Source organism: Asanoa ferruginea (assembly GCF_003387075.1).
GTDB classification, from domain to species: Bacteria; Actinomycetota; Actinomycetes; order Mycobacteriales; family Micromonosporaceae; genus Asanoa; species Asanoa ferruginea.
Map to the genome: position 1 here is coordinate 5754218 of NZ_QUMQ01000001.1, position 25561 is coordinate 5779778.

At 70.4% G+C, this 25561-nt stretch carries 27 protein-coding genes; 11 read left to right on the forward strand and 16 right to left on the reverse strand.

The features are described from left to right. Positions 1-65 precede the first annotated feature (65 nt). Entirely contained in the window at positions 66-935 is an 870-nt protein-coding gene (locus tag DFJ67_RS26965; protein ID WP_170216225.1) for an aldo/keto reductase, read from the forward strand. Here DFJ67_RS26965 and sigJ read toward each other — a convergent pair. The 6 genes from sigJ to DFJ67_RS26990 all read right to left on the reverse strand — a co-directional run bounded on the left by sigJ (position 921) and on the right by DFJ67_RS26990 (position 5846). Further along, complete coding sequence (gene sigJ / locus DFJ67_RS26970; RefSeq protein WP_116070590.1) at positions 921-1805, reverse strand: RNA polymerase sigma factor SigJ; 885 nt, start codon at positions 1803-1805, stop codon at positions 921-923. The two genes, DFJ67_RS26965 and sigJ, sit on opposite strands and share 15 nt — an antisense overlap. Beyond that, positions 1798-2493, reverse strand: coding sequence for an NAD(P)-dependent oxidoreductase (locus DFJ67_RS26975; protein ID WP_116070591.1), 696 nt, complete (start codon positions 2491-2493; stop codon positions 1798-1800). Before DFJ67_RS26975 ends, sigJ begins: the two co-directional genes overlap by 8 nt. A gap of 82 nt (positions 2494-2575) precedes the next feature. Next, on the reverse strand, positions 2576-2725 hold the full coding sequence (locus tag DFJ67_RS42885; protein ID WP_170215993.1) for a hypothetical protein: 150 nt from the start codon (positions 2723-2725) through the stop codon (positions 2576-2578). Positions 2726-2733: 8 nt separating this feature from the next. Further along, positions 2734-3144: a VOC family protein gene (locus DFJ67_RS26980; RefSeq protein ID WP_116070592.1), complete on the reverse strand. Its 411-nt coding sequence runs from the start codon at positions 3142-3144 to the stop codon at positions 2734-2736. A 60-nt stretch (positions 3145-3204) separates the two neighbouring features. Further along, on the reverse strand, positions 3205-4323 hold the full coding sequence (locus DFJ67_RS26985; RefSeq protein ID WP_116070593.1) for a TolB-like translocation protein: 1119 nt from the start codon (positions 4321-4323) through the stop codon (positions 3205-3207). 17 nt (positions 4324-4340) lie between these two features. Then, positions 4341-5846, reverse strand: coding sequence for an alkaline phosphatase PhoX (locus tag DFJ67_RS26990; RefSeq protein ID WP_116070594.1), 1506 nt, complete (start codon positions 5844-5846; stop codon positions 4341-4343). A gap of 191 nt (positions 5847-6037) precedes the next feature. On the opposite strand from DFJ67_RS26990, the gene DFJ67_RS26995 reads away from it, so the two are divergent. Beyond that, positions 6038-6442 (forward strand): Fur family transcriptional regulator, encoded by a 405-nt coding sequence (locus tag DFJ67_RS26995; RefSeq protein WP_239096977.1) that lies wholly within the window; start codon positions 6038-6040, stop codon positions 6440-6442. 5 nt (positions 6443-6447) lie between these two features. Next, positions 6448-6708, forward strand: a complete 261-nt coding sequence (locus DFJ67_RS27000; protein WP_116070595.1) for a hypothetical protein — start codon at positions 6448-6450, stop codon at positions 6706-6708. A gap of 48 nt (positions 6709-6756) precedes the next feature. On the opposite strand, the gene DFJ67_RS27005 is transcribed toward DFJ67_RS27000, so the two are convergent. The 4 genes from DFJ67_RS27005 to DFJ67_RS27020 form a co-directional block, all read right to left on the reverse strand. Next, on the reverse strand, positions 6757-10032 hold the full coding sequence (locus DFJ67_RS27005) for a S8 family serine peptidase (RefSeq protein ID WP_239096978.1): 3276 nt from the start codon (positions 10030-10032) through the stop codon (positions 6757-6759). A gap of 181 nt (positions 10033-10213) precedes the next feature. Beyond that, on the reverse strand, positions 10214-11050 hold the full coding sequence (locus DFJ67_RS27010) for a metal ABC transporter permease (protein ID WP_116070597.1): 837 nt from the start codon (positions 11048-11050) through the stop codon (positions 10214-10216). After that, positions 11043-11819 (reverse strand): metal ABC transporter ATP-binding protein, encoded by a 777-nt coding sequence (locus DFJ67_RS27015; RefSeq protein ID WP_203783096.1) that lies wholly within the window; start codon positions 11817-11819, stop codon positions 11043-11045. The genes DFJ67_RS27010 and DFJ67_RS27015 overlap by 8 nt, the downstream gene beginning before the upstream one ends. Then, positions 11819-12742 (reverse strand): metal ABC transporter solute-binding protein, Zn/Mn family, encoded by a 924-nt coding sequence (locus DFJ67_RS27020; protein WP_116070598.1) that lies wholly within the window; start codon positions 12740-12742, stop codon positions 11819-11821. Before DFJ67_RS27020 ends, DFJ67_RS27015 begins: the two co-directional genes overlap by 1 nt. Positions 12743-12901: 159 nt before the next feature. On the opposite strand from DFJ67_RS27020, the gene DFJ67_RS27025 reads away from it, so the two are divergent. Further along, complete coding sequence (locus DFJ67_RS27025; protein ID WP_116070599.1) at positions 12902-13987, forward strand: hypothetical protein; 1086 nt, start codon at positions 12902-12904, stop codon at positions 13985-13987. Positions 13988-13990: 3 nt separating this feature from the next. On the opposite strand, the gene DFJ67_RS27030 is transcribed toward DFJ67_RS27025, so the two are convergent. Then, on the reverse strand, positions 13991-14704 hold the full coding sequence (locus tag DFJ67_RS27030) for a TIGR03943 family putative permease subunit (protein WP_116070600.1): 714 nt from the start codon (positions 14702-14704) through the stop codon (positions 13991-13993). Beyond that, entirely contained in the window at positions 14701-15684 is a 984-nt protein-coding gene (locus DFJ67_RS27035; protein WP_239096979.1) for a permease, read from the reverse strand. Before DFJ67_RS27035 ends, DFJ67_RS27030 begins: the two co-directional genes overlap by 4 nt. Before the next feature lie 166 nt (positions 15685-15850). Between DFJ67_RS27035 and DFJ67_RS27040 the strand changes: the two genes are divergently transcribed. Beyond that, positions 15851-16303: a hypothetical protein gene (locus tag DFJ67_RS27040; protein ID WP_116070602.1), complete on the forward strand. Its 453-nt coding sequence runs from the start codon at positions 15851-15853 to the stop codon at positions 16301-16303. An 8-nt stretch (positions 16304-16311) separates the two neighbouring features. Here the strand turns inward: DFJ67_RS27040 and DFJ67_RS27045 are convergent, their stop codons facing one another. Then, entirely contained in the window at positions 16312-17013 is a 702-nt protein-coding gene (locus DFJ67_RS27045; protein WP_203783099.1) for a hypothetical protein, read from the reverse strand. Positions 17014-17174: 161 nt separating this feature from the next. Between DFJ67_RS27045 and DFJ67_RS27050 the strand changes: the two genes are divergently transcribed. The 4 genes from DFJ67_RS27050 to DFJ67_RS42890 are packed head-to-tail and all read left to right on the forward strand — an operon-like array spanning position 17175 to position 21399. Beyond that, complete coding sequence (locus DFJ67_RS27050; protein WP_116070603.1) at positions 17175-18320, forward strand: acyl-CoA dehydrogenase family protein; 1146 nt, start codon at positions 17175-17177, stop codon at positions 18318-18320. Further along, positions 18317-19159, forward strand: coding sequence for a phosphate/phosphite/phosphonate ABC transporter substrate-binding protein (locus tag DFJ67_RS27055; RefSeq protein WP_239096980.1), 843 nt, complete (start codon positions 18317-18319; stop codon positions 19157-19159). Before DFJ67_RS27050 ends, DFJ67_RS27055 begins: the two co-directional genes overlap by 4 nt. Further along, positions 19156-20418 carry a ferritin-like domain-containing protein gene (locus DFJ67_RS27060; protein ID WP_203783101.1) on the forward strand — a complete coding sequence of 421 codons (1263 nt, stop codon included), beginning with the start codon at positions 19156-19158 and terminating at the stop codon, positions 20416-20418. Before DFJ67_RS27055 ends, DFJ67_RS27060 begins: the two co-directional genes overlap by 4 nt. A 9-nt stretch (positions 20419-20427) precedes the next feature. Continuing rightward, entirely contained in the window at positions 20428-21399 is a 972-nt protein-coding gene (locus DFJ67_RS42890) for a hypothetical protein (protein WP_170215994.1), read from the forward strand. A 5-nt stretch (positions 21400-21404) separates the two neighbouring features. Here the strand turns inward: DFJ67_RS42890 and DFJ67_RS27070 are convergent, their stop codons facing one another. Both DFJ67_RS27070 and DFJ67_RS27075 read right to left on the reverse strand, forming a co-directional pair. Beyond that, on the reverse strand, positions 21405-22124 hold the full coding sequence (locus DFJ67_RS27070; RefSeq protein ID WP_116070604.1) for a sulfite exporter TauE/SafE family protein: 720 nt from the start codon (positions 22122-22124) through the stop codon (positions 21405-21407). After that, positions 22124-22687 (reverse strand): TetR/AcrR family transcriptional regulator, encoded by a 564-nt coding sequence (locus DFJ67_RS27075; protein WP_116070605.1) that lies wholly within the window; start codon positions 22685-22687, stop codon positions 22124-22126. Before DFJ67_RS27075 ends, DFJ67_RS27070 begins: the two co-directional genes overlap by 1 nt. A gap of 110 nt (positions 22688-22797) precedes the next feature. On the opposite strand from DFJ67_RS27075, the gene DFJ67_RS27080 reads away from it, so the two are divergent. Next, positions 22798-23847, forward strand: coding sequence for an aldo/keto reductase (locus DFJ67_RS27080; RefSeq protein WP_116070606.1), 1050 nt, complete (start codon positions 22798-22800; stop codon positions 23845-23847). A gap of 3 nt (positions 23848-23850) precedes the next feature. Here the strand turns inward: DFJ67_RS27080 and DFJ67_RS27085 are convergent, their stop codons facing one another. Further along, the gene (locus DFJ67_RS27085; protein ID WP_116070607.1) at positions 23851-24429 is read right to left on the reverse strand and encodes a TetR/AcrR family transcriptional regulator; all 579 of its coding nucleotides are present in this window, start codon (positions 24427-24429) and stop codon (positions 23851-23853) included. A gap of 119 nt (positions 24430-24548) precedes the next feature. Between DFJ67_RS27085 and DFJ67_RS27090 the strand changes: the two genes are divergently transcribed. Continuing rightward, on the forward strand, positions 24549-25277 hold the full coding sequence (locus DFJ67_RS27090; protein WP_116070608.1) for an MBL fold metallo-hydrolase: 729 nt from the start codon (positions 24549-24551) through the stop codon (positions 25275-25277). Positions 25278-25561: the final 284 nt, after the last annotated feature.

Here is a 25561-nt window from a genome sequence, read left to right on the forward strand (position 1 = left end):
TCCACTACTCCGTTACCCGTCACGAGGTCGCCGAACCGTTCGCCGTGGGTAGGGTTCGTCCGGTGATGACATCGGGGATCACCGCGGATCTTTCGGGTACGTGGACGCTCGGGGACCGGCCGGTCAACCGGATCGGCTTCGGCGCGATGCGGCTGACCGGGAATGCCGAAGGGACGCCCAGCGATCGTGATCGGGCGGTAGGCGTGTTGCGGCGCGCGGTCGAGCTTGGCGTCAACCACATCGACACGGCGGCGTTCTACTTCTCGGCGCTGCGCTCGGCCAACGAGCTGATCAACCGCGCGCTGGCGCCATATCCCGACGACCTGGTGATCGCGACCAAGGTGGGACCTGGTCGGGACCCGTCCGGAGAGTGGTTGCCGTTGGCCCGGCCGGACCAGCTCCGGGGTCAGGTCGAGGAGAACCTGCGCCAACTCGGTCGTGACCACCTCGACCTGGTCAACCTGCGCCAGCATGGCCTCGACTCGGTGGCGGAGCACTTCGGCGCGCTGGCCGAACTGCGGGACGCCGGCCTGATCCGGCACCTCGGGCTGTCGAACGTCCGCCCGGCGCACCTCCCGCAGGCCCAGGCCATCGCGCCCGTGGTGTGCGTCCAGAATCAATACGGCCTGCACCTGCGGCGGTCCGAGGCGCTGCTGTCCACCTGCGGCGAGCAGGGCATTGCGTTCGTGCCGTTCTTCGCCATCGCCGGCGCCGGCCGGGATGCTGGCGGTGTCGCCGACGACCAGGCGGTCCGGACGATCGCGGCGGCGCGTGGGGTGACACCGGCCCAGGTGCGCCTGGCGTGGACCCTCCACCAGGGGCAGCACGTCCTGGCCATTCCCGGAACCGGCGACCCGGACCACCTCCTCGACAACCTCGCCGCGGCGACGTTGCGGTTGACCGCCCAGGAACTGGAGCGCCTAACCGCGGCCTGAGACCGTCAAGCCGGCGAGTTTGTCCGCGTCCAGGAGCAGGTCGATCTCCGCGATCCGCTCGTCGATCACCGTGAAGCCGACCACCGCCACCAGGCCCGCGCCGGTGCGCGCGATGATGCCGGCCGCGCCGTTGACCACTGCCGGCTCGCAGTGCGTGGCGAACTTCGGGCCGTGGGTCGAGGTGTGGTGTGCCACCTCGGCCGCGCCGGTGAGCCGGGCCGGTGCGAGCCACGTACGCGTGCCCGTGTCGGCCCGGAAGACCACGTCGGGGTCGAGCAGCTTGATGAGCTCGTCGAAGTCGCCGGACCGCGACGCCGCCAGGAACGCACCGACCACCCGTCGTTGCGTGGGCAGGTCGGCGTTGGGTTGGGTGCCCGCGCCGCGGACCCGGCGTCTGGCCCGGCTCGCGAGCTGGCGAGCGGCCTCCGGCGTGCGGTCGACGATCGGGCCGATCTCGTCGAACGGCACGCCGAACAGGTCGTGCAGCACGAACGCCAGCCGCTCCGGCGGTGCCAGGCTCTCCAGGACGACCAGCAGCGCGAGCCCGACCGCGTCGGCCAGCAGGGTCGACTGTTCGGGTTCGAAGGTGGCGTACGTGCTGACCACCGGCTCGGGCAGCCAACTGCCGACCAGGCTCTCCCGGCGCGACTGCCGGGCCCGGAGCATGTCGATGCACACCCGCCCGACCAGCGTGGTCAGCCAGCCGCCGATGTTGGTGATCGTGCGGCTGTCGGCGCGGGTGGTGCGGATCCACGCGTCCTGGAGGGCGTCGTCTGCCTCGGTCAACGAGCCGAGCATCCGGTAGGCCACCGCCCGCAGATGTGGCCGGTTGGCCTCGAACTGCTCGGCGAACCACTGCGCGTCAGTCACGCCCGAACGCCTCCCGGCGGAGCATCTGGACGAGCGTCGGGGCGCCAACGGAGGTGGTGACCGCGACGTTCCTGCGGATCCACTCGGTGCTCGTGGCCTGGGCGAGCATGCTCGCGGCGAGGTCGATCCGGCTGGTGAAGATGCCGTCGGCCCGGTCTTCGCGCAACTCGTAAGGACTCACCGACGCGGCGTCGAAGAGGCCCGACGGGCGCAGCACCGTCCAGTCCAGGTCGCTGTCGCGCAGAAACCGTTCCATCCGGCGCATGTCGGCGTAGGTCGTGCGGCCGATCGTCGCCGTCACCAGCGGCTGTATCACCCGATTGAGCAGGAATCCGCCTTCCGCGTGGTGGCTCGGCTCGGTGGCACTGGAGCTGACCGCGATCAACCGTTTGATCCCGTGCCGCGACATCGCGCCCGCGATGTTGGCGATGCCGGCGCTGTAGACCGTGATCGGCTTTCGGGTGAACGGCACGCCCAGGGTCGACAGCACCACGTCGGCGCCCTCGACCGCCCAGGTGACCGCGTCTTTGTCCAGGACGTCGATCCCCTCGACGACGAGCCGGCCGCCGGCCAACGGGAAGTCGCGCGGATGCCGCGTCGCTGCCACGACCAGATGCCCGGCGGCGAGCGCCTCGCGGACCAGGAGCCGGCCGGTCGCCCCGTTAGCGCCGAACACAACCAATTTCATCAAAGGCTCCCTCGGGTACGGGCCGGCGCGCTCATCGCCGGCCTCGTATCCCTGTCGGATCCCGGGGCGAGAACGTGACAGGTCAGCTGGAGACGGCCTCGCGCGGCCTGGTCTTGGCGTCGCCTTCACGGGCGGCCTCGGCGGCTTGGCGGGGGCTCTCCGGTGCGGGCGCCGGCGATTCCCTGGACAGGAACGCCTGGATCAGCGCCGCGCGGTAGGCGTCGGTGCACATGGCCGCACTCAGCGCCGTTCCTGGATGCGGACGAGGTTGCCGGCCGGGTCGCGGAACGCGCAGTCGCGGATCCCGTAGGGCTGGTCGGTCGGCTCCTGGATGACCTCGGCGCCGCTGTCTCGCACCCGCCCGAAGGTGTCGTCGAGCTCCTTGCTGGCCAGCAGGATCCAGCCGTAGGTGCCCTTCGCCATCATCTGGCTGATCACCCGGCGCTCCTCGTCGGTGACGCCGGGGTCGACGGCCGGCGGCGCCAGCAGGATCGACGTGTCGGGCTGGCCGGCGGGGCCCACCGTGATCCAGCGCATCGTGCCCTGGCCGACGTCGTTGCGGACCTCGAACCCGAGCGCGTCGCGATAGAAGGCCAGCGAGGCCTCCGGGTCGATGTGCGGTAGCGCGGTCGCGTGAATGCTGACATCCATGCTGCTCAGCCTAGTTGCGGCCGGGCGCGGACCGCTTCTCGATTCCTGACCGGGTGAGGGTCAGACAGAGCGCAGGTCGAGGGTGTGCCAGGTGATGCGCCCGAGGGCGTTGGTGGACCACCACAGGACGCCGGCCCGGTAGGACACGCTGGCGGCGGCCTCGGTGACCAGCACGGTGCGGCCCGCGCGGAGGTCGTAGACGAGCAGCCGCTGCCCGCCGATCGCGGCCCCGATGGTGGTGGAGTCCGCGGCGAGGATCTCGAAGCGGTCCAGCGGTGCCACCTCGACGATCGCGGCGGTGGCGCCGTCGTCGGCCACCCGCTTCCGGTCCGATCCGTCGGGCCGGATCAGCTCGGTGCGGGCCGGGGCGTCGCCGGACAGCACATACACCCGGCACCAGGCGGGCCCGCACTGGTCCAGTTCGTCACCGCCGGCGTCCACGTCGACCGTGTCGCCGGTGTCGATGCGGCGGAGCTGGGCCCGGCCGTCGTGGCTGGGGCTGACCAGCCAGGGCCAACCGGACAGGGCCCACTCGCCGGGCTCGGTGCGGACCAGCACCGGCCCGCCGTCGACGGGCACCGACCGCACTTCTGTCGCCGGGTCGCCGCCGGATGCCCGAGCGATCCAGTAGAGCCGGCCGGAGTCGGCGACGATGTCGTGATCCGAACCGGGGAACACCGCCCAGCCGGTGTCGTCGGTGATCTTCCGCGGCGCGCCACCCGCCAGGTCGGCCCGCCACAGGCTGGTGCGCACCGACTTGTCCGCGCCGGTGACCGACTCGGCCCACACCAACTGGCCTGAGACGGAGGTGAAGCCGGCGAACTGGGGAGCTGTCCCCACCGGGAGTTGGCGCAGGATCCGGACTGTGCCATCGGCGGCCCGGAGCACCAGGCGAACCGCCCGGCCAGCCTTGTCGAGCGCCGTGCCGGCCGACACGTGGTCGTCGACGAAATAGTCGGGGTTGTAGGGGACGCCGTCCTTCAACGCACCCGGAAGGTCCGCGCGGCGGGCGTTGGGCCACACCGCGTCGACGGGCGGTGGGGGCGGCTTCGGTGTGCGGGCCTGGTTGGGCGTGGTCGCGAGGAGTGCGGCGCCGGCGGCCAGCGCGGCGACCAGCCCGGGCAGGCGCCGAACCAGCGGCCGTCGCCACCACGACGACGACCGCGGGTCCGATCCCATGCCGGCAACCGTAGCCGTCAGCCGAGGTAGTGCTCCCAGGGGCCGGTGATGGCCAGCGTGATCCCGGGAAGCTGGATGTTGACGAACAGCACCCGGCCGTCGGGCGAGAACGTCGGCCCGGTGAACTCCGAGTAGGTCGGCGAACCGTTGGACGTGCCGTTGCTGAGCATGTTGCGGGCGATCGCGTAGGTCGGGCCGCCCGGCACCGAGCTGAGCACGTGGGAGGCCCGCAGGCCGTCTTCGGCCAGCACGAGCGTGCCCCACGGCGTCACGGTCACGTTGTCGGGGCCGTCGAAGGTCAGATCCGCGAAGCGCGGGAACGGGCCCTCGGTCTCCGCCGCGCCCGGGTTGTGCGGGAAGTAGGTGACCAGCGTGATGGTCTGGTCGGAGTAGTCGTAGAACCACACCATGCCGTCGTGCTTGGTCGCGTCGGCCGGCAGGTCGTTGGCGCCGAAGGCGAAGCTGTTGACGATGTAGCAGCCCTTGCCGTTGCTCCAGACACCCTCGAACTTCTTGCCCCGGGTGACCGTGCCGTCGGCGAACTGGCTGCGGGTCGGGGTGGTCCGGGCGTCGCGGTCGGCGACCGGCGTCCAGGTCACCTTGAACGGCCGGCCGAGCTGCGCCGAGGTGAGGTAGGCGACGTCGGGGAGGATGCTGCCGTCGTCGAGCCGGATCTGCATCGCCTCGAGTGTGCCGGCGGTGTCGCTGAGCCGGTTGGCCAGCCCCGATCCGAGGTGCACGTTGCGGGGCGCGGTCCAACGGTAGAACAGGCCGTTGGGCCCGCTGGCGTCCTCGGACAGGTAGACGTGCTTGAGGTTGGGCTCGACGGCGAGCGCCTCGTGCTCGAAGCGGCCGAAGGCTTTGATCGGTTTGGGCAGTTGGTGCTTCGAGTCGCTCTGGAGCACCTCGAACACGTAGCCGTGGTCCTGCTGGTAGACACCGGTCTGGCCGGCCGCCGACCAGGTGGCGCCGGCGTTGATGAACGTCTCCTCGCAGGTCAGCCAGGTGCCCCAGGGTGTGACGCCGCCGGCGCAGTTGCGCACCGTGCCGGAGATGCCGACCCACTCGGCGATCCGCTTGCCGTTGCGGTCGGTGGTGAGCACGGTGCAACCGCTCGCGTTGACCGCACCCGCGTCGTAGACGGTGCCGGCGATGTGCGGCACGCCATACGTCGCCATGTGTGGGGTCAGCTCGTGGTTCTGGATGATCGTGAGCCGGTCGCGGCTCGCCTCGACGACGCCGGTTCCGTCGTGGAAGGCCGGCGTCTTGCCCTGGCCGTCGGTCAGCTCGGTGACGCCCTCGCGGGTGACGATCCGGTAGGAGAAGCCGGCGGGCAGCGCCAGGATGCCGTCGGGGTCGTCCTGCAACGGCGGGAACGGGCGGCCGCCGTCGGGCGAGCCGTGGGAACCGTGCGACGACGACGCCGCGGCCGGCTCGGCGAGGGTGGGCAGCACCCCCGCGACGCTCAGCCCTACACCGGCGGCGGCACCGCCGCTCAACACCTGTCGACGAGAGATGGTCATGGTCGGACGCTCCTGAATGAGGAGGGCATGCGCAACGCATGAGTACGCAAGGATTCTGCGAGTGTCCGGTGGACAGTGGGCAAACTGCCACTGAACACTGCCCGGCCCAGGTCAGGGCCAATTCGGAATGATAACCATCTGCGCATATGATGATAGGGCCGCCGCACATTGACGACCGGAGGAAAGTCCTGGTGAACGGGTCGAGGCCGGTGGCCAGTCGCACGACGCGGCAGCGCACCGAGGTCATCGCGCTGCTCAATGAGGTCAACGACTTTCTCACCGCGCAGCAACTGCACGGGCTGCTCCGGGAGCGGGGCGCCAAAGTGGGTCTGACGACCGTCTACCGCACGCTGCAACTCCTGGTCGACGCCGGCGAGGTCGACGCGACCAGGCTGCCCGACGGTGAGCAACTCTTCCGGCAGTGCTCCCGGTCGCGGCACCATCATCACCTGGTGTGCCGGATGTGTGGCCGGACGGTCGAGATCGAAGGGCCGGCCATGGAGCGGTGGGCAGAGAAGGTCGCCGACCAGCACGGCTACACCGACGTGGCGCACACGCTGGAACTCTTCGGCACCTGCTCGACCTGCGCCCGGTAGCGGTCATGGCGGCTGACGTCGAGTGGCCCGAGGACCTGCCGGCCCCGGCGGGCGCGAAACGCGGCCTGTCGACGCTGACCGGCACCGTCACCACCGGGGTCGAGTCACGCTGCCTGCTGATCAACGGGTTCCTGCTGATCGGCGGTGACCGGTCGGTGCTGAGGCCCGGCGCCCGGGTCACCGTCACAGGCCGGGTCGACCGCTCCGTGGTCACCACCTGCCAGCAGGGCACCCCGTTCGTGGTGACCAGCGCGGCGCCGGCATAAGCGAAGCCCGCCCACAATCGTGGACGGGCTTCGCGGGTCGTACGGGTGTTACGGGATCACGGTGCCGATGTCCACGTTGCTGCGGCCGACGACCGCGCCCTCGTCCGTGACGATCCGCAGCTCACCGAAGAGCTGCCGACCGGGGGCGGGGGTGGACAGGGCCGTCACCGCACCGGTGATCGACGCCGACCCGCCGTAGGGCAGGTCGATGGTCGTCGCCGGCGCCGAGACCGAGCCCAGCGTGGGGGAGTAGAAGACGTCGCGATAGTCGTATTCGGTGGTTCCCGCGGGAACCGCGTATCCGGCAATCTCGACTTCGTACACCCCGGCCTCCGGGTTGGCGATCGACACGGCTTCCTCCGAGTCGCCGTCGGCGGACTGCCCGACAACGGCGCCGTCGTGCCGCACCGTGAGGTCGAGGTCGGCGCCGAGGTCGCTGGTGTTGCCGATCGCGACATCGAGCCGCGACGCCCCGGCCGGCACCTCCACCTCGTAGGTCTGCACCTCCTGGTCGGCGATGGTCGGCCGCTGCACCAGCGCGCTGCCCAGCGGACCGCCCTGCCCCGCCACCTTGACCGGGCCGAACACGTTCTTCAGCGACCAGGTCACCGGAGTGGCCACGCCGGCCGTCACAGACGGCAGTTCGACCTGGGCCGGGTCCACCGTCACACCCTGGATGCGGGCGGTCAGATGGAACGGGTTCTCGAGCGTCGGCGAGGTCCGTCGGGAGTCGACTTCCAGCTCCCACACCCCCGGCATCGGGTCTTCGTAGGACCGCTCGTCCGGCTTACAGGCGACCGGATCCGAGAAGTTGATGTAGCAGGCCCCGCTCGCGGTGTCGTCGACCGGCACACCCACCGGGTTGATCGCGATGAACCGTGCCATCGAACCGGCGGTCAGCACGGAGAGGTTGACCTGCAACGCCTTCGCACCCTCGGGAACGGTGACGAAGTAGGTCGTGAAGTTGTTCCGGTCGACCGAGCCGGTGGCGGAGAACGAGAAATCCTTCTTCGCCGGCGCGTTGGAGATCACGATGGTGTTCAGGAACTCGAAGTCGACACCCAGCGTCTTCGGGTCGTCGACCCGCATGATCGCGCTGTGCGCGCCCTCACCACCGCGAGTCTCGACGGTGAAGGTCACCGTCTTGTTGAGCGGCAGGATCAGGTTCTTCGGCGCGTTGCGGTAGAACCCGTCGTCACCGACCCAGCTCACCGCGTGCTTGATGTCGCCGGCCGGCCCGGAGGTCCGGGTGAGCTTCACCGTGTAGGACTTCTTGTCGTCGGCGCGCTGCCCGCCCTGGCCGACGGCGCACCGGTTGTAGATGCCCGAGCCCTTGTCAGGGGTGGCAAGGAAGTCGGAGATCGGTGTGCAGACCGGCGCCGTCACCTCGTAGGTCCGGGTCTGCAGCGGCCCCTGTGCGAGCAGGTCCCAGGCGCCCGGGATGTTGAGCTTGCCGTTGCCCTGCGCGTAGGCCGGCTGGCCGGGGATGAACGACGCCGACGAGGAGATCGCGCGCCGCAGCGCCGCCGGGGTCGCCGTCTTGCCGGTGGCCTTCGCCGCCGACAGGAGCAGCGCGACGCCGCCGGCCGTCTGCGGTGACGCCATCGAGGTGCCGTTCATCATCTGGTAGCCGGGCGGCAACTGGTAGCCCGCTTCGGCGACCGAGACACCGGGCTGCCACAACGGCGTGGTCGAGATCGCCGAGCCGGGAGCGGTGATGGTCGGCTTGAACCCACCATCCTCGCGGGGACCCCGCGACGAGAAGTTGAAGAGCTGGTAGGGAACCCGGGTCACGGAGCCGTAGTTGGCGAGCCAGGTCTCCTTGCTGACGCCGGCCGCAGCGGCGATGACATCGTTGGCGACGCCGGGGTCACCGACGGTGTTGACGCCAGGGCCGCTGTTGCCGGCCGAGAGGACCAGCTGCACGCCGAAGTCCTTGATCAGCCGGTCGTAGAGCTGGGCGCGGGCGTTGTTGCCGTCGTTGAGGGCCGGCAGGCCGCCGATCGACATGTTGACGACGTCGACGTGCCGGTTGACGACCAGCTCGATCATGCCGTCGCTCAGGGCCGCTGCCGTGCAGCCGCCGCCCCAGGTGCAGGCGCGAGCAGACACGATCTTGGCGCCGGGAGCCTGGCCGTCGAGGTTGTCGTTGCCGAACATGTTGTTCGCGGCGGTGATGCCGGCGACGTGCGAACCGTGCGCGTCTTCGATGATGCCGATGTTGACGAAGTCGGTGGCGGCCGGTGCCCCGATGGGCGTGCCGTCGACGTCCTCGCGGTATTCGACGACGAACGGCATCTGCTCGCGTACGGCCGTGGCCGGGTTGTCGGTGCCGAAGTGCCCGACCTGGTGGTCCTCGCCGTAGGGACGCATCGGGCCGCCGTCGTTGCTGAAGTTGCGGTCCTGGTTGACGTCGACCCAGATGTCGTGGCTTGCCGGGTCGTAAAGGATGCCGAAGAGGTCGGTGGTGTCACCGTCGCGGTTGACATCGCCGCCGGGCGCGCTGCCCTTGGTGATCGTCTCGGCGAACCGGTTGATCTTGAAGGCACCCGCGCGCGGCGCCGTCCACTGGAGACCCTGGTAGGTGAACTGCGGCCCGGCGACGTTGGTCACCATGGGGCGCCACGTGCCGTCACCTTCGAACACCGGGTCGGTGGCGGTGAACCAGTCGGTGATCTTCCGCTCGCCGGTCGAGGTGGTCTGCAGCGCGGGGGTGTCGAGGTCGACGCCCGCGTCCATGATGCCGATCGTGACGCCTCGGCCGTCCCACGTGGGGTGCGCCTGCTTGAAGGCGACGGAGCCGGTCTCGCCGGTCGGCATGTAGGGGTTGTCGGCGGGGGTGTCCGCACCGGGCGCGCCGACGGTCGCCGCCTGTGCGGCGATGTTGGCGCGGGCCGCGGTCGGCTCGGGCTCGGGCATCGGGATGACCTCGTTGAGGTCGACCGCGGAGACGCCGGGCAGCTTGGCCGCCTTCAGCACGGAACCGGTTGGCACGCTGGCGCGCAGGTAGCCGACCTGGTCGACTCGCTTGGCCACGGTGCCGCCGAGCTTCTTGAGGGCGCCGGCCACATCGGCCGACTCGCCCTTGTCGGTGGCGATGATCAGCATTACCGACTTCTCGCCCCGGGCCTTGGCTTGGGTCAGCAGGTCGAGGTCGTGCGAGCCCAGGGTGTCTGTCGGGCTTTCCTTCAGTGCTGGGCTGGTAGGGCCGGGCTCGGCGTTGGCTGCGGGTAGGCCAACTGCCAACGTCGTGAGGCCGGTCGCCACCGCGGTCGCGAGCAAGCCGACGAAGACGCGCCGTGGCCAGTTCTGGGGGTTGGTCACTATCGTTCCTCCGGAGGGAGAACGGCCTGCGACGCAGGCACGTTGATCGCATCCTTCGCTTTCGAAACGATGGCTGTCACTACCACCTAACTGGTCGTGACGCTCTCGTGACATTCACGCGTGCGCATCAATGATTGCGCTGGTCAGACGTTTATCGACATTGTGGACAAAGCGTTTCCGGTCAACGCCGGGCACCGGCAATCCGGCAGCCGACGTAGATCAGGAACGAGATCGTGGTGACGTAGGGACTGATCGGAATGCTGCTGCCGAGGGCCAGCAGGATGCCGCCGACGACCGAGCTCACCGCGAAACCGACGCTGAGCAGGGTGACCAGCCTCGGGGAGGCGGTTATTCGCATCGCCGCCGCGGCGGGCGTGCACACGACGCTGAGCACCAGCAGGGCGCCGACGATCTGCACCGACATCGCGACGGTGAGGCCCAACAGGACCATGAACACCGATGACAAAGCCGCCACGGGTACGCCACGCGCGGCCGCGAGTTCCGGATCGGTGCTGGCGAAGGCGAGCGGCCGCCAGATGACCAGCAGCCCGACGAGCACCACCGCCGACGTGCCCAGCAGCCAGGACAATTGCGGCGTGTCCACGGCGACGATCTGACCGGTCAGCAGCCCGAACTGGTTCGCCGAGCGTCCCTTGTAGAGCGCCAGGAAGAGCACGCCCAGGCCGAGCCCGAAGGGCATCAGCACGCCGATGATCGAGTTGCGGTCGCGGGCCCGGCTGCCCAGCAGGCCGATCACCAGGGCCGCCAGGATCGAGCCGGTCAGCGATCCGACGACCACGTTGGCACCGATCAGCAGCGCGCCGGACGCACCCGCGAACGAGAGTTCGCTGATGCTGTGCACCGCGAACGGCATGTCGCGCATCATCACGAAGGTGCTGATCAGCCCCCCGACGACGCCCAGCACGGCACCGGCGATGAGCGAGTTGTGCACGAGTGCCAGTAGGGCGCCGTAGTCGCTGAAGTTGAAGACCTGGCCCCAGATCCCGTGGTCAGTCATGCTCGGCCTCCGGGACACCGGCGACCAGGATTCGCCCGCGCAGGTTGACGACCTCGATCGGCACGCCGTAGAGATCGGACAATGTCTCCGAGGTGAAGACCTCCTCGACGGTGCCGACCCGGAATTTGCCCCGGGCCAGGTAGAGCACCCGGTCGACGTAGGGGAGCACCGGGTTGATCTCGTGGGTCACGAACACCACCGCCGTGCCCTTCTCCCGGCGTTGCCGGTCGACCAGGGCGGTGATCGTGCGTTGACTGCGCAGGTCGAGCGAGAGCAGCGGCTCGTCACACAGCAGCAGGCGCGGGCCGGCGACCAGGGACTGCGCGATCCGCACCCGCTGCTGCTCGCCGCCGGAGAGCAGGCCGATCGGTCGGTCCGCGAACTCGCTCGCGCCGACCGCAGCCAGGGCCGCGGCGACCCGGGCGGCCCGGTCGGCGGGCCGGCCAAGGCCCCAACGGTGTCCGTCGAGGCCCTGGCCGACCATGTCGCGGGCGCGCAGCGGGGTGAGCGGCTCGACCCGCCGCTGCTGCGGCACGTAGCCGATGGCGTCGGCACCGCGACGCGCCGGGCGGCCGGACACCCGCACGGTGCCCGACCGCAGGCGTTGCAGGCCCAGGATGGTGCGGACCATGCTGGTCTTGCCGGAACCGTTGGCGCCGAGGACGGCGATGAACTCGCCGGGCTCGACGCGCAGCGACAGACCTGACCACAAGGCCCGCGGTCCGAACGACAGGCCGGCGTCGGCGAACTCCAGCACGGGTTCCGGCATCAGCCGAGGGCGGTCTTGATCGCGGCGAGGTTTCCGCTCATCCACGCCACGTAGTCCTTGCCGGCGGGCAGCGTCTCGGTCACCGGCACCACGCCGACCTGGTTGTCCTTGGCCGCCTGGAGCACCTTCTCGGTCTCCGGCCCGGCCGTCTGCTCGTTGTAGGCGAGCAGCTTGACCTGCTTGCCGGTGAACAGGCCGAGGGTCTCGTTGAGCACGCTGGCCGGCACGTCGGTGCCTTCCTCGATCGCCTCGCTGAACTCGCCGGGCGTCTTGTTGACCAGCCCGCACGCGGCGAGCAGGTAGAGCGGCACCGGCTCGGTGATCGCGACGCCGGCGCCGGAGTGGGCCGACTTGACCTCGGTCGCGGTCTTCTCAAGGTCCTGGAGCTTCTGCTTGAACGTCGCCGCGTTGGCGGTGAACGTCGTGGCGTCGCCGGGATCCGCGGTCGACAGGGCGCCGACGATCTGGTCCGCCAGCGTGCTCATCGAGGGCAGGTCGTACCAGACGTGTTCGTTGAGCTCGGCGCCGCCGGTGGCCTTCTTACCCGACAGGTCGACGGCGTTGAGCACCTTCGCGTCGCTGTTGGCCGCCTTGAGCATGGTGTCGACGAAGTCGTCGTAGCCGCCGCCGTTCTCGATCACCAGGTCGGCCTGGGACAACTCGAGTTGGGTGCGGGTGTTGGCCTCGTAGGAGTGTGGGTCGGCGGCCGGGTCACTGATGATCGACGTGATCGTCACCTTGTCGCCGGCGATCTGCCGGACGATGTCGCCGTAGACGTTGGTCGACGCGACCACCGAGACGTCTTCGGCGGTCGTTCCGGCCGGCTCGGGGGCGGCGCCGTCAGCACTGTTGCCGCACGCCGATGCCAGCAGACCTATCGACAGCAGGGCGGCACCAACAAGACCTGCGCGGTAATGACGCACCGGAGTCGCCACCTTTCGTATCCGTATTGACAATGAATTTCACTACCGGGGGACGCTAATGGCGTTGCGCTGGCGTACACAAGCGAGTTGGAAGTGATTTTCATTATGATTGCGGTATTGTCATGTCCGCATGATTGGCGACGGGTTGGGAGTCGACGCGTGGTCGTTGAGCGGGTCCGCTGGACCGGGCTGTTCGCCGCCCTGGTCGCCGGCACGTGGTTGCTGACGCTCTCGCCGGCCAGCGACTCGCGGTCTGCGACGCCGACGCTGGAGTCCGTGTGGGCGCGGGCGACCCGCGGCTCGGTGTCCGGCACCCTGCCCGACGGGACGACCTACACGCCCGCCTTCTTCCTCGACGCGGGCACGTCGGTCGGGTCGGCGCTCAGCACCGACGGCGGCTCGGTCCGGCTGGTCGTCGTGCGGGGGTCCGGCAACGTCCGGGAGCTGCGGCGGCTACCGGCCGAAGCCGCTCCGCAGTTCCACGGCTTCGTCGCCGGCGAGGGTCGGCTGGCATGGGCCGAGTCGGTGGCCGACGCGCGCGGCACGCTGACGACGTCGATGTGGGTCATGGCGGCCGACGGCACGGGTGCCGGCCGGCGGATCGCCGCGGACGCCGGCGACGTGCGGCAGACCGATTCGGCCTACGAGTTGAGCATCGCCGATGGTCGCCTGCACTGGACCGCGGTCGCCGGCGAGTCGACCGAGGTCAGATCGGTCTCGCTCGACGGCACCGGCGCCAGGACGACCTCGGTGCCCGGGCTCTGGTCGCCGGTCGCCTGGCCCTGGCTGCTCGACAGCAGCGACGTGATCGGCGGCGGCCGGGTGCGCCTGATGGATCGCGTGCGCAACGTGACCCAGCAGTTCGTCGCCGGTCAGACCGAGTTCCCGGAGTGCGGTGCCACCTGGTGCCGGGCCATCGTGATGGACGACGACCAGGGCAACGGCCGCATCGACCTCATGCGGATCGACGGCACGCAGCGCCGCGAGATCGCCCGGGCCGATGCCGGCTTCCCGGTCTCGGACGTCGCCGTGCTCGACCGGTTCGAGTTCCTGACCGACCTCACGCCCGCGACGCGGGCCCAGCGCGGCCGGCCACTGTCCATCTACGACATTGCCCGCGGTGGTGCCGTGCGGGTCGCGTCCGACGCGGTCAGCGTGCTCTGCCGCGGCGGATACCTGTGGTGGTCGAGCGGGTTCGACGACCGGTTGGCCTGGCACGTGATCGACCTGCGGACGCTGTCGTGAGCCTCACTGGTATTGGTTGCGCGGTGGGTCGATCTGGTTCCAGGTCTGCACGTCGACGTAGGGGATCCGCTCGCCGTTGACGGGGTCGGCGCCGGCCTTGTCGGTAAAGCGGCCGGTGACCTCGATCCAGGTGTCGGCGGCCAGGTCGTGTGGTGCGTTGCCAGTCATGCCGAGCTTGATCGGCCGGCCGTCGGCGGCACAGCAGGACATGATCATCCGGGCGAGGAGGAGCTCGCCGGCCTGGCCGCGGATGACGAAGCCCGACATCCGCACCGTGCGGCCGCCGATGGACGCGCCGTTGTCGTAGACCGCGCGGGACACGTACTCCAGAATGCTGATGGTGGCGGGGTCGCCGGGCGGCAGCGGCGGATATTCGGAGGCGGCCTTGGAGGGCACCGCGGTGCCGGCCTGGCCGGCCGCGAACGCGCCGAGCGCGGGTGGTGCGACCAGCAGCAGGCCGATCACCGGGAGCACGAGCAGCCAGCCGACCGCCGGGCCGTGCGCGTGGTGGTGGCCGTCGTGATTGTCTTCTTTGGACTGTGACCGCAGGTCGTGCACCAGCGTCATCACGGCCGTCACGACCAGCAGCGCGCCGGCGCCGATCAGGAACGGCTGGAGTCCCTCCTTGACGTAGCGCAGGTAGATGTCGGTCAGGCTCGCCTTGAGCACCGCGCCGCCGAGCAGCAGCAGCACCACTCCTTGCGCTTGCCGGTTCACAGCAGCACCGCTCCCACTCCGACCGCGACGAGCACCCCGACCGCGAACGTGGCCGGGGAGAAGCGCGTCGCGAACCGCCGACCGAACACGCCGGTCTGCATCGAGATCAGTTTGAGGTCGACCATGGGCCCGACCACGAGGAACGCCAACCGGGCGGTCAGCGAGAACTGCGACAGCGACGCCGCGACGAACGCGTCGGCCTCCGAGCAGATGGACAGCAGCACGGCCAGCATCGCGAGGGCGAGCACCGACACCACCGGATTGCCGGCCAGGGTGAGCAGCCAGCGCTCCGGCACGAGGACGTTGATCGTGGCCGCGGCCATCGCGCCCAGGGCCAGGAAGCCGCCGGCGTGGATGACGTCGTGACGGACCGCCGTCCAGAAGGCGACCATCTTCGGGAGACCCTCGTCGTCGCGGTGCGGCAGCTTGATCCATTCGGCCTTGCCGAGCCGCAGCCAGAGCCAGCCCATGATCATGGCGACGATGAGGCTGGCGACGCCCCGGCCGACGACCATCTCGGGGTTGTTGGGGAACGCGACCGCGGTCGCCGTCAGCACGATCGGGTTGATCGCCGGAGCGGCGAGCAGAAATGCGAGGGCGGCGGCGGGTGTGACACCGCGCCGGATCAGCGACCCGGCGATCGGCACCGAACCGCACTCGCAGCCGGGCAGCACGACGCCCGCGACCGACGCGACCGGCACGGCCAGCGCCGGGTGGCGGGGGAGGGCGCGGGCCCAGAACGAGCGGGGCACGAACACGGCGATCACCGCGGAGAGGACGACGCCGAAGACCAGGAACGGCACCGCCTGCACCATGACCGAGACGAACACCGTCGTCCAGGTCTGCAGGCGCGGGCTGGAGATCGCCGACGACACGGGGTTGCGGAACACGACGAGCACGATCAGCAGGGCGGCGAGGATCTCCACCGACCCGACCCGGTCGCCGAACAGCCGCCGCTGCGGCTCCGTGGGGGCGGTCACGCCGGACACGGTAATCGTTTCCAGGTGTGTGCGCGAGAGGCGCGCTGTGGCGCGTCAGGAAAGGCCAGGCGGTAACGGTTTTCAACTTCGGGTGCGCGGTCAAGATGCGGAACCGCCGGATCGGTCCCGTTCGGGTGGGATAATTGGCTCATTGGGGGGTGGAGCCATGTCGATCGACACCGAGCACCACACGCACGTCAAAGCCCATGAGCACATCCACGGCATCGACTGCGGCCACGAGGCCTTCGAACACGTCGGCCACATCGACTATCTGCACGACGGGCATCGCCACCACGCGCACGACGGCCACTATGACGAGTGCTCCGCCGCGGCGCACGCCGACTCCGAGCCGCACCAGCACCAGCACAGCGAGAGCTGCGGCCACATCGGACTAGCGCACGACGGGCACACCGACTATCTGCACGACGGCCACGCGCACAGCAAACACGGCGACCACTACGACGAATGCTCCGTCAGCGACCACGTCGAGGCGGAAACACACACCCACATCCACGGCGACGGGTGCGGGCACGCCTCAGTGGCCCACGACGGGCACGTCGACTATCTCCACGAGGATCACCGACACGCTGCCCACGAGGGCCACTACGACGAGCACTGAGCTGCTTCTCAGAGGCCCGCGGGGAACGTGAAGCTCGCGGGCGGGTTGGCCTGCTGCGCCGCGGTGCCGTAGACGAGTGCGATCTCGTCGTGCGCGTGCAGCAGGATCGCGGCCGGGTCACCCTGGTAGGGCTTGCCGTTCACGTAGGCGTGAAGCTCCTCGCCGTTGCCCGCCTTGAGGCCACCGATGTGGTCGCCCGAGAGCGACACCTGCCACTCGGTGAAGACCTGGCCGAGGCTGAAGTCGGCCTGGACCGGCGACTCGACGTGGATCACGCCGGACGTGTCGTGGGTGTGCAACGGGCTCAGCTCGCCGGTCGCCTCGTCGATGCCGATGCCCGCGGGCACGACGACCGGCTGGCCGTTGACGACGACGTCGACGTGCGCGTGGATGTGCTCGGTGGTGCCCTCGGTGCCCAACATCGGCAGCCCGGCGGCCTTCACCTGCGCGGCGGTATCCGCTGGCACCGCCCACGGCGGCGGGTCGGTGCGACCTTGAGCGGTGGTCGCGGGCGAGGCCGGAATCGCGGCCGCGGCGGCGGCCGAGTCCGACTTGTGCAACGTGAGCGCAAGAACCACACCGACCACAACGAGCACAACGAACCCGACGATCCCGCCGGTGAACAGATGCTTCCGCCGGCGGTCGCGCTTCCGCGCGGTCTCCATGGCCTTCCGGGCCGCAGCGGCACGAGCCTTGCTTTCACCGGACATGGGCGACGTTCCTCCTCGTGCGCATACCCGCGCCCGGGGCGGCGGGCGCGGCGCTCAACGATGCGTCGCGCAGTTGGGAAAACCCGGTTAGCTTGCTGAGCATTCGTTGTGTGACCTGGAAGACTGTGTCGGGCGCAAGTCCGAGTCGCAGGAGGGTCCGGTTGAGCACTGAGACGAGCACCGACTATCGCGCCGCGTTGGAAGCTGTCATCGCGGGCACCATCGCGCCGGCGGCGGCCGAAGTGGACCGCGCGGGCACCTACCCGCGTGCCGCCCTCGACGCGCTCGGGGCGGCGGGCATCCTCGGCCTGCTGTCGGCGACCGAGGTAGGCGGCGGTGGTGGCACGCTCGGCGACGCGGCCGAGGTCATCGAGCAGATCGCCGCGGCCTGCGGCTCGACCGCGATGGTCGTGTTGATGCACTACGCCGCGACCTGTGTGCTCGAGGCGCACGGCCCGCGCGAGGTGCGCGAGGCCATCGCTCGCGGTGAGCATGTCAGCAGTCTGGCGTTCTCCGAGGCCGGCTCGCGTAGCCACTTCTGGGCGCCGGTGAGCACGGCGACCGGCGACGGTGCCGTCGTCCGCCTCGACGCCCGCAAGAGTTGGATCACGTCGGCCGGCGAGGCCGACAGCTACGTGTGGTCGAGCCGGCCGCTGGCCGCCGACGGCCCGATGACGCTGTGGCTCGTCCCGGCGGATGCCGACGGGCTGCGGGTGGCCGGGCAGTTCGACGGGGTCGGCCTGCGCGGCAACGCGTCCAGGCCGGTGGTTGCCGAGGGCGTCGAGGTGCCGCGCGAGGCCATGCTCGGCGACGACGGAGCCGGCCTCGACATCGCGCTCGGCACGGCGCTGCCCGCCTTCCTGACCGGGAACGCGGCGTTCTCCGTGGGGCTGACCACCGCGCTGCTCGACGAGGCGGCGACGCACCTGACCAACACGCGCCTGGAGCACCTCGACCAGACGCTCGCGGAGCAGCCGGTGGCGCGCGCCGAATACGCGCGGCTGCGTACCCGTGGGGATGAAGCCCGGGCCTTTCTCGCCGACACCCTCGGAGCGCTGGCCAGCGGTCGCGCCGACGCCACGTTGCGGGTGCTCCAGGTCAAGGCCGTCGCGTCGGAGGTCTCCTCCGAGGTCGCCGATGGCGTGATGCGCCTGTGTGGCGGTGCCGCCTTCCGCAAGGAACTCGGTGTCGAACGGCGCTTCCGCGACACGCTCGCCGCCCGGGTGATGGCACCGACGACGCCCGCGCTGCGCGACTTCGTCGGCCGGGCCACGCTCGGCCTGCCGCTGTTCGGAGGCCCACGGTGACGCTGCTGATGGGTGCCGTCGCCTACGACCCGAAGGTCGTCACCATCTGGGAGGGCTTCCGGCGCTGGCTGCGCGACCGCGGGCTGCCCTTCGACTACCTGCTCTACTCCAACTACGAGCGGCAGGTCGAAGACCTGGTCGCCGGCCGCATCCACGCGGCGTGGAACTCACCGCTGGCGTGGGTGCGCGCCGAGCGCCTGGCCGCCGCGGAAGGCCGAGCGGTGCGGGCCGCCGTCATGCGCGACACCGACCGCGACCTGACGTCGGTGGTCGTGGTGCGCTCCGACTCGGATGTGCACTCGGCGACCGACCTGCGCGGCCGCACGGTCGCCGTGGGGGCGGTCGACTCGCCGCAGGCCACCCTGATCCCGCTGGCCCACCTGCGGGCGGCCGGGGCAGCCGACCTGACCGTCCGCCGGTTCGACATCGGCGTCGGGTTGCACGGCGACCATGTCGGTGGCGAGCGGGAGGCGGCCCGGGCGCTGGCGGCCGGCGAGGTCGACGCGGCGTGCATGATCGACGCCAACCACCTCGTGTTCTCGCGAGAGGGCACCCTCCCGCCGGGCAGCACCCGGATCGTGGCCCAGACGGCACCGTTCGACCACTGCAACATGACGCTCGTCGACACGGCACCCGCCGCGCTCGCGGACCGGTTCGTCGCACTGCTGCTGTCCATGTCCTACGCCGACGAGGCTGTCCGCCCGCTGCTCGACCTCGAAGGGCTGAAGGTCTGGGAGCCGGGCCGGACCAGCGGCTACGCCCAGCTGGCCGACGCCGTCGACCAGGAGGGCTTCTACGACGCCAAGGGCCAGGTGACCGCGGCCGACTACACGCCATGACCGACGCGGGGCTCGACCTCGACCGGCTCGGCTTCGAAGCGGGCGCCCACATCCTGCTCGAACGCGCCCTGCGGGCCCTGCCGCCCGGTGGGCGACTGCGGGTCACCGGGCACGATCCGGCGCTGGCCGTGCACCTGCGCGGCTGGTGCCGGAGCCGGGGTCACGGGTTCGCCGTCGAGTCCGACGGCTGCGTGGTCTCGCTCGGCCAAGCCGCCGGCCTGCGGTGGATCGGCGCGCAACGGGCCGGCGGGCCGCGCCCAGACGGCATCGTCCGGCGGCCGCCGGCTCATTGGGGACTGGCGGCCCGTGGCGCGCTGGTCGAGGCCGGCGGGCCGACACCGCCCTGGTTCGACATCGCCGACCGCGACGTGGTCTGGGCCGACCTCGCGCCCCGGCTCTACGCGCACGCCGCGGCGGCACAGTGGGACCCGGCCGTCGCGGTCGACTGGTCGGCCGGCACCGACCTGCCCGCTGACATCGACGCGGCGGTCGTGCAGGTGATGACCTATCTCGTCGAGAACGAGCAGGCCGCCCTGGTCATCCCGGCCAGGCTGCTGGCCCGGATCCACCCGCACTTCCGCGAGGTGCAGCAGTTGCTCGCCGTGCAGGCGGCCGACGAGGCCCGGCACATCGAGGTCTTCACCCGGCGGGCGTTGCTGTCCGGCACCGAGCTGGGCACTTCGTCGGCGGGTGGGCGGGCATCGCTGACCAGCCTGCTCGCCGAGACCGACTTCTCGTTGGCGTCGTTCCTGCTCTCGGTCCTCGGCGAGGGCAGCTTCCTGGCGCTGCTCGGCTTTCTCGACGAGCACGCGCCGGACCCGGTCACCCGCCAGGTCACCCGGTTGGCCCGGGTCGACGAGGCCCGCCACGTCGCCTTCGGGGTCGCCCACCTCGAGCACCAGGCGGCGCTGGACCCGACGCTGCGCGGTCGGCTGCGGGCCGCGGTCGAACGCCGCCACGACGCCCTGGTCGACACCGCCGGCCTCAACGCCGACGTCTTCGACGCCCTCGTCGTGCTCGCGGCAGGGGAGTGGACCGCGGCCGGGTCGCCCGCGGTTACCGCGCCGTGCAACGACTCCAGGCGGCGATGGACGACGGCCGCCGGCAGCGCCTCGAGCGGCTCGGCTTCCCGGCCGACGAGGCGGCGGAGCTGTCCGCACTGCACACCCGCAACTTCATGTGACCAAGATCCGCCACTTCATGCGGTGTACGGCCGGTCCAGCGTCTCTTATGGTCTGGAGTTGCGGGGCTTAGCGTGAGGGGTCGAAGTGTCCAGTGAGGACGATCGCCTGGTCAAGTCCTACACCTATCTGCGCACCGCGATGGTCGCTCTGCTGGTCGGCCTGGCGGTCGCGGTGTTCTGGCAGACGGCGCGTCAACACTGGCACCTGCTCGGCTCGGTGAGCGCCTACTACTACACCGCGGCGCAGACCATCTTCGTCGGCGCGCTCATCGGTCTGGGCGCTTGCATGATCGCTCTCAAAGGGACCCGACGGAGCGAGGAGATCCTGCTCAACCTCGGCGGCGTGTTCGCGGCCGTGGTCGCGGTCGTTCCCACGGCGCGCAGCGAAGACTATCGCCGGGCGCTGGTCGTCTGCCGTCAGGCCGACGTCGCGGTCCTCAACGAACAGACCGCGAACCCAGACTGCGACGCGGTCTGGCCGCTGGCCGACGCCGCTCGGGCGAGCGTCGAGAACGGCATCGCCGCCCTGCTGGTCGTGGGAGCCTTGGCGCTCGTCGCCACGCTGTTCTTCGCGGCCCGGGACGGGTCGACCGACAAGCCCTTCTGGTGGGGCTTCGGCGCGGCGGTGCTCCTCTGGGTGGCCGGCCTGATCGCAATGCTGACCAGCCTCACCGCGCTCATCGACAACGCGCACTATCTGGCCGCCCTCGGCCTGTTCGCCTGCATCCTCGGCGTCGTGCTCGTCAACGCGCGCCGATTCCGCGACGAGCCGCCCACCCAGGGAAAGCGGCCGTCGTCGGCATCGGCAGCCCTCCAGAACGTGACCGCCAACGCGAAGCGACACCGCTACAACGTCATCGCGCTGGCGATGCTGGTCGTCACGCCCGTCCTGGCGGTGCTGTGGCTGACCGACCAGATGAGCCTCTTCTGGCTCGAGATCTTCGTGGCCGCCATCTTCATCGTCTTCTGGATGGTGCAGACCGTCGAGATGCTGCCACCGCGCGGCGCCGCGACGATCCGGGCCCAGCAACCCGACCGGGCCGTCGTCGGGAAATAACCGGATCAGGCGATCCCGGTCAGGAACAGCAGGGCGGCGGCGATCAGGCCGGCCTCGACGAGGATGACGAAGACCCGGTCGCTGATCCGGGCGACCACCTTCTTGCCCGCCCACGCGCCGGCCAGCGTTGCCGGGGTCAGCGCCGCGCCCAACAGCAGCACCCGGCCGGTGAGCAGGTTCGCCGTGCCGTACGCGCCGATCTTCGCCGCGTGCATGAGCAGCGCGCACGCCGCCTCGGTGCCGATGAACACCGCGCGGGTGAGGCCCTTGGCCAGGAAGAAGGGTGCGGTCAGCGGGCCGACCGAGCCCAGCAGGGCCGAGCCGAGCCCGGAGGCGGCGCCCACGGCGATGAACGCGTTGTCCGACGGAGGTTTGGGCTGCCGGCGCAGGTGCCGCCAGAGCACGACGGCGATCAGGAAGACCCCGAGCAACCGTTTGAGCGGCTCCAGCGGGGCGTGGGCGAGCAGCAGCCCGCCGACGATCGCCAACGGGACGGCGCCGACGCTGAACCGGGCGATGAGGTGCCAGCGCAGGTGCTCGCGGTTGAACCAGACCCGGCCGCCGTTGCTGGCGATCTGGGTGAGGGTGAGCACCGGCACCGCCACCCGCAGGCCGAAGATGGCGGTGAACACCGGCAGCAGCAGCGCACCGCCGCCGAACCCGGCCACGGCCGACAGCAACGCCAGCAGGAACGCGGCCACCGTGGAGATGGCCAGCGCCGCCATCAGAGCACGGCGTCCCGGATCGCGGTGACCGCCGCGACCACGACGGCGCGGTGGGCCTGCTGGCGCTTGTCGGTGTCTTCGCCGCCGACCGCGCGCAGTTCCGCGGGCACGCTGACCCAGGTGCTGGCGATGGCGATCACGATCTCCAGCACATCGATCGCGGTGGCGTCGTCGGGCAGGCCGGTCGCGGCCCGCAACTCCTGGGCCTTGGACAGGTGGGACTCGACCCAGCCGGGCCCGGTGTCGTTGCGCTCCAGGGCCCGCCAGTTGGTCAGGCGCAGCAACTCGGGGGTGGCGTTGAGGGCGTCGAACATCGCACCGGCATACCCGGGCAGGTCATCGGGGTCGAAGGGGACCGTGTCCGACAGCACGCTGAGCCGCTCGGTCAGCACCGCGTCGAAGAGGTTCTCCTTCGAGCCGTAGTAGGCGTAGATCGCCTGCTTGTTGGCCCGCGCGGCGGCCGCGATGCGGTCGACCCGGGCGCCGGCCAGGCCGCGTTCCGAGAACTCCCGGTAGGCCGCCTCGAGCAGGCGGGCCCGGGTGGCGGCCGAGTCGTAGGACATGGACCGAGGCTAACAATTCAACCGTTTGGTTTCCATGCTGAGGCGCAGGTCACCGAATGAAACCAACTAGATGGTTGCATTCGCCGCCGGGCCTGCTTAGCGTGAGAACCATGAACCTGACCGATTTTCGTACGCTCGGCCGCACCGGCCTGCGGGTCAGCCCCCTGGCCCTGGGCACGATGACCTTCGGCGACGCGTCCTGGGGCGCCGATGACGACACGTCCAACGAGATCCTGTCGCGCTACCTGGACGCGGGCGGCAACCTGGTCGACACCGCCAACGCCTACATGGGCGGCCGCGCCGAGGAAGTGCTCGGCAACTACCTCGGCAAGCGCCCGGGCCTGCGCGACCGGTTGGTCATCTCCACCAAGTTCGCGCTGAGCATGGACCCGGCCGACCCCAACAACGGCGGCACCGGCCGCAAGGCGATCCGCCGGCGCGTCGAAGAGTCGCTGGGTCGCCTCGGCACCGACTATCTCGACCTCTACTGGCAGCACAACTGGGACCCGCACACGCCGCTCGAGGAAACAATCTCCACATTGGACGATCTGGTCCGTGAAGGCAAGGTGCGCTACATCGGCCTGTCCGACACGCCCGCGTGGGCCGTGGCCCGGATGGCCACCCTCGCGCAATGGCGCGGCTGGAGCCCGGTCGCCGCGATCCAGGTCGAATACAACCTGCTGGAGCGTACGTCCGAGGGTGAGCTCTTCGGTGTCGCCCGCGAGCTCGGCCTCGGCGTCATGCCCTGGAGCCCGCTGGCCAACGGCATGCTGACCGGGAAATACACCCGCGACAACCAGAGCCCCGATGGCGCCGGCCGCGGGATGTTCGTCGGCCGCCACCTCCACGAGCGCACCTTCCAGGTGCTCGACGCGCTCGGCCGGATCGCCGACAGCCTCGGCACGACCCGGGCGGCCGCGGCGCTGGCCTGGGTCCGCCAGCAGCCGCTGGTCAGCGCCACGATCCTCGGCGCCCGCAGCCTGCGCCAGCTCGAGGCCAACCTGGCCTCGCTCGACGTCGACCTGGCGCCGGAACACCTGGCCGAACTCGACCGCTTGACCGCGCCGGACCTCAACTTCCCGGCCACGTTCCTGAAGACCATCGGTTTCCCGGCACAGCAGGGCAACACCACGATCAATGGGGTACGCGCGAGCGCCTGACGGTCAACCGATCGCCGCCGGCCTGGTGCCGATGAAGGCGTCGGCGAGCCGGGCTACGCCGTATTCGAAGGCCACGTCGAGGTCGCCGCCGAGGTTGAAGGCACCGGCCAACTCCATGCTGAGGAACCCGTTGGCCCAGGCGGTGATCGTGCGGGCGGCCTCCAGCGCGTGTTCCGGCCCGGCGAGGTCGGCGGCGATCCGCAGCAGGGGAGCGGCGGCGAGCGCGAACGAGGCCTGATCGGGCTTGGCCGTGTCGGGACCCCAGTCGAAGATCAACCGGTAGCCGACCGGATGCGCGTGCGCGAACGCGCGGAACGCCCGGGCCAGCTCGGTCAGGTCCTTGCGGGGATCGGTGCCGGTCAAGATCGCCTCGAGCCGCGCAGCCAGGTCGGCAACGGTGGCCTCGGCGACCAGCCCGATCAGGTCGCCGCGGCTGCGCACCCGCTTGTAGAGCGACGGCGCCCGCACACCGACCCGGTCGGCGACCGCCTGCATCGTCAGCCCGGCCATGCCGGCCGACTCCAGAATCTCGCGGGCGGCCTCGACGATCTGTGCGAGCGAGGTCCGATCGGGCGTCGGCATCCCATCCTCCATCCATCGAGACGCGGCTCACGTCACGATAGCTATTGCCAATAGCCATGATGGCTATGTACCGTAGCCATCGTAGACGACGACGGCTTTCCCGTGGAGAGGGCAACATCATGAAGCTCGGACCGCACCTGCACCGCATCGGCAACGACATCGTGGCGGTCTACCTGATCGACACCGACGAGGGCGTGACCCTCGTCGATGCTGGGCTGGCCGGTCACTGGGGCGAGCTCACCACGGAACTCGCCGGCATGGGCAAGTCGCTGGGCGACATCCGTGGCGTGATCCTCACCCACGGCGACACCGACCACATCGGCTTCGCCGAGCGACTCCGGCGCGAGCAGGGCGTCCCGATCTACGTCCACGCCGCCGACGCCGCCCGCGCCCGCGGCGAGGAGAAGACCAAGCCGAGCTGGGGCAAGGTCAAGATCGGCGCGCTGAGCCAATTCCTCTGGTACGCGACCACGCACGGCGGCATGCGCACCACCTACCTCACCGACGTGGTCGAGATCCACGAGGGCCAGGTGCTCGACCTCCCCGGCGCGCCGGAGATCATCGGCCTCCCGGGCCACTCGCCGGGCAGCATCGCCGTCTACTCGCCGATCGCCGACGCGGTCTTCGTGGGCGACGGCCTGACCACCCGCCACGTGCTGACCGGCAAGGGCGGCCCGCAGCCGGCCCCGTTCACCGACGAGCCGCAGGAGGCGATCGCTTCGCTCCGCCGGCTCGAAAAGATCAACGCGACCTGGGTGCTGCCCGGCCACGGCACGCCCTGGAACGGCGGCGTCGCCGAGGCGATCCGCCAGGTCGACCTCGCCGCCTCGGCCGCCGGCAAGAAGTAGTCCGTGAGCCGGTCGACGACGCGGCCGCAGCCGCCTCGTCGACCGGCTCACGTTCGTGCCGCGGGGGCGAGACGACGCGCGCTCATCGCGCCGCCGACGAGGACGTCGACCTAGCGTTCCGGTGCCATGGTGCGGGTGCCTCATATACCAAGCGACGATGAATTACCCGTCTCGGTCGGAAGCTCGTCATACCCACGGTTATCCCTGCGGCAGTGCAACCCGATCAAGCTCTCCCACGTCTGACGTGTGTAAAGCCGCTCGATCTGATGAGCGCGCCGGCGGGC